A 3,432-nucleotide genomic window follows, 5' to 3' on the forward strand; every position below is an offset into this window, starting at 1 on the left:
CCTTGATGTCGGGCTCGACGTGCAAGATCTCGAAAAGGCGCTCGGCCGCGCCTGATGCCGCCGAAACCTCGCCCCAGACCTCGCTGAGCTGGCCGAGACCCGCTGCGGCGAACACCGCGTAAAGCACGAACTGACCGAGCCGGCCCGGCGAAATCGCGCCGGTCAGCACGTCATGCGAGCCGATCCAGAGGATCGCCACCACGCTTGCGAACACGATGAAGATGATGATGGCGGTAAGCACCGCGCGAGCCTGGGTCGAGGTGCGCGCCGCCTCATAGGCCTGCTCGACCTCGCCGCCGAACCGCTTCTCGGCGAATGGCTCGCTGGTATAAGCCTGCACGGTGCGGATCGCACCAACCAGCTCGCCCGCATAGGCCGAGGCCTCGGCGAGGGTGTCCTGCGCATTGCGCGACAGCCGCCGCACCCAGCGCCCGAAGGCGACCAGCGGCAGCACGATCAAGGGGATGGCCAGCAGCACGAAGCCCGACAGCTTCGGGCTCGTGATCACCATCATCGTCGCGGCGCCCAGGAACATCATCAAATTGCGCAGCGCGATCGACACGGAGGCGCCGACGGCCGATTTGAGCTGGGTGGTGTCGGCGGTGAGCCGCGAGATCAATTCGCCGCTGCGCGCGGAGTCGAAGAAGGCGGGGGAGAGCGAGAGCAGATGAGCGAACACGTCGCGCCTGAGGTCGGCAACGATGCGCTCGCCGATCGTCATCACGAGGTAGTAGCGCGCGGCGCTGGCGAGCGCGAGCACGGCGACCACCGCGAGCATCACCGAGAAGTAACTGTTGATCAGCTCGATGCCCTCGGGCGTCAGGCCGAAATCGATCATCCGGCGCACCGCGACGGGCACCAGCAGCGTGGTCAGCGCCGCGACCGTAAGTGCGACGAAGGCGAGCGCCGCGCGGCCGCGATAGCGGTACACATAGGGCGCGAGCGCAAGCAGCGGCCGCAGCTTGGCACGACCCTTGGCCGGCTCTTCGATCAGCTCGGCTTCGATCGACGGGGTGTCGGCGGAATTCAATTGGGAATTCAATTGGGAGTTCATTCCGGGCTGATCGACATATTGGTCATCAAGCCGTTCCACTGCGCTCATGAGATCCGACCCATTGCATTCGTTTGCTCCCAATAGGCCGGTGCAAGGGTAGTGGCAAATCCGGGATGTCCCTTAGGGGTAAGCCCGGTTCACCGCCCGGGATAGCTTGTTTTACCTGATATCGTGAGGTATAGAGCCGCCCAAATCCGTCATTCGATAGCCACCCAAGAAGGCGCCGGGGCGCCGAGGAATTGCCATGAAAGCCGAAATTCACCCGAACTATCATACAATTAAGGTCGTGATGACCGACGGAACCGAGTACCTGACCCGCTCCACCTGGGGCAAGGAAGGCGACACGCTGAACCTCGACATCGACCCGAAGTCGCACCCGGCCTGGACCGGCGGCAACGCCCAGCTGATGGATCGCGGCGGCCGCGTCTCGCGCTTCCAGAAGAAGTTTTCGGGCTTCCTCAAAAAGGATTGATCCGGCCCGCAAGGGTGGAGACGAAAAACGCCCCTGGGAGACCAGGGGCGTTTTTGTTTGTGCCGTCGTCTCCAGCGTTCGATCCGTCATCCCTGCGCGAGCGCGGCGCGCTCGTCGCTGGAGGCGCGAGCCGCGCGATGCAGAGCATCGCGTGGGGCCGCTACGCGGCCACCTCAGGGTGAGGGTTCAACATTCAATGCACGGATGGTCTCGTAGGGTGGGCAAAGCGACTTGTCCGCCGTAGCTCGAAGAGCGAAGGCGGAAGCGTGCCCACGAAACCCTTGTTGTAGTCCCAAGTGAGGCATGGTGGGCACGGCGCTACGCGCCTTTGCCCACCCTACGGCAGCGTGCCCCTGCGGCAGCTGCGAACCTACCGCTCGAACGCCGCCTTCAGCGCGTTGAGATGCGGCACCAGCGGGTTGCCGATCGCGACGTGCTCGGCCGGCGGGGTGTGGATGGTGGTGTCGAGGCGACGCACGCGGGTCTGCAGGCTCATCGAACGATGGATCAGGTCCTGGAGCTGCGAGGGCAGCTTCTCGATGGTGTCGGCGGGGCCGGGATCGGCCGCACTGAGCTTGACCTTGGTCTTCTCGCGATTGGCCTGGCTCAGCGTCATCTCGCCTTCCTTCACCGCACGGTGCAGCAGCAGCCACGAGGCGAGCTGCATCAGGCGGGTGGTGAGACGCATGCTCTCGGTCGCGTAGGTGAGGCTGACGGCACGGTCGAGCGCCTTGGCCTCGGTGCGGCCGTCGCCGTCGAGATAGGCGGCGGTCTCTTCGACGAGGTCCATGCCCTCGCGGAACAGGACGCCGAACGCCGCAGAATTGGTGAACCGCTCGCTGAGTTGAACGAGAGCGCCGTCGGCCTGCAAACGTTCCATGATTAACGCCTCTTACGCAACTGTTTGACGATCCGGCTTGGCGCCGGCTTATGATGAACAAATCATTGCGCGGGCGGGACGCGGAGTCCAGCGACATGCGCGGATATGGTTTCCGCGCGTCATTCCTCGGAATTCAACCGGAACGAGACCCAAAAAAGCAAAAAAGAGCCGCCGGAAGACCGGCGGCTTTGAAAGTTGATAACAGGGAGGCGTCAAACAGAGTGGACAGGAGCCACTCGGTGTCCAAACGAGGACAGTTCCAGTCATAAACCCGAAAGCTTAATCGACGGTAAACGAGCTAAATTTTTGAGAGTTCGTTAGCCATGTCGGTCAGTGGCCGAGTGCACTGCGGAACAAACTTCCTCCGCGCGTCGTCCCGGCGAAGGCCGCAGCTAGCTTCTCATCAGCTAGACCCTCATGGTGAGGAGCGCGCTCTTCGCGCGCGTCTCGAACCATGACGGCCCGCTCTCGCGCTTGGCCATCCTTCGAGACGACCGCTTCACGGTCCCTCGGGATGAGGACTGCCGCATGCGGCCAGCTTCAGTCCAACGCCGGGGGCTACGACTTGAAAATACTGTTCGCCGCATCGCGCGAGGCGCGCTTTTTGGTGGCGGCTTCTTCCAGCCTTGCGATCTCGGTCTTGAGCAGGGCGACGCGCTCGGTCAGTTCCTCCACGGACAACAGTGAGAGATCCTGTCCGATTTCATGCGTGATCTTCTTGCGCGGGCGGTCGTCGTCTTCCGTCGGCATGATCGTTCCTCCTGCGTTCGCACTGGGCACACGGCTGAGGCGGTTGCCAGCTTGGACCGCGCTGGCTAAGCAATGGCCTCGTTTCCTCCCGCACCTTTGCTCAAGGACACATCATGGACAAGCTGCCCGCGCAAATGACCGTGGTCGCCATCTCCAAGCCCGGCGGACCGCATCCAGATGCGGCAGGGCCAGCTCATCCTCAACGACCGTCCGGTTACGCGCGCCGCGCTCGAGTACGGGCTTGCCGACAACGCCTGCGGTGTGGATGGCGGCGTC

Annotated in this window: 4 protein-coding genes; 1 reads left to right on the top strand and 3 read right to left on the bottom strand. The window is 63.5% G+C overall.

Features of this window, described 5'->3' with window-relative positions; genetic code table 11:
• A partial coding sequence (locus tag MOV75_RS31580; RefSeq protein WP_247007278.1) for an ABC transporter transmembrane domain-containing protein occupies nt 1-1,054 on the bottom strand: 1,054 nt, incomplete at its 3' end.
• A 244-nt stretch (nt 1,055-1,298) separates the two neighbouring features.
• Here MOV75_RS31580 and rpmE point away from each other — a divergent pair.
• Entirely contained in the window at nt 1,299-1,526 is a 228-nt protein-coding gene (rpmE, locus tag MOV75_RS31585; protein ID WP_007599895.1) for a 50S ribosomal protein L31, read from the top strand.
• 370 nt (nt 1,527-1,896) lie between these two features.
• Here rpmE and MOV75_RS31590 read toward each other — a convergent pair whose 3' ends face one another.
• Nucleotides 1,897-2,406 (bottom strand): DUF1465 family protein, encoded by a 510-nt coding sequence (locus MOV75_RS31590; RefSeq protein ID WP_246931258.1) that lies wholly within the window; start codon nt 2,404-2,406, stop codon nt 1,897-1,899.
• A 558-nt stretch (nt 2,407-2,964) separates the two neighbouring features.
• The gene (locus tag MOV75_RS31595; protein ID WP_246931257.1) at nt 2,965-3,156 is read right to left on the bottom strand and encodes a DUF1192 domain-containing protein; all 192 of its coding nucleotides are present in this window, start codon (nt 3,154-3,156) and stop codon (nt 2,965-2,967) included.
• Nucleotides 3,157-3,432: the final 276 nt, after the last annotated feature.

The organism is Bradyrhizobium sp. PRIMUS42, from assembly GCF_023006515.1.
Classification (GTDB): Bacteria; Pseudomonadota; Alphaproteobacteria; order Rhizobiales; family Xanthobacteraceae; genus Bradyrhizobium.

What these genes read in the sequence shown, in the direction of transcription:
- MOV75_RS31590 (WP_246931258.1), bottom strand. Translation starts at nt 2,406, where the DNA reads ATGGAACGTTTGCAGGCCGACGGCGCTCTCGTTCAACTCAGCGAGCGG.
- MOV75_RS31595 (WP_246931257.1), bottom strand. Translation starts at nt 3,156, where the DNA reads ATGCCGACGGAAGACGACGACCGCCCGCGCAAGAAGATCACGCATGAA.
- rpmE (WP_007599895.1), top strand. Translation starts at nt 1,299, where the DNA reads ATGAAAGCCGAAATTCACCCGAACTATCATACAATTAAGGTCGTGATG.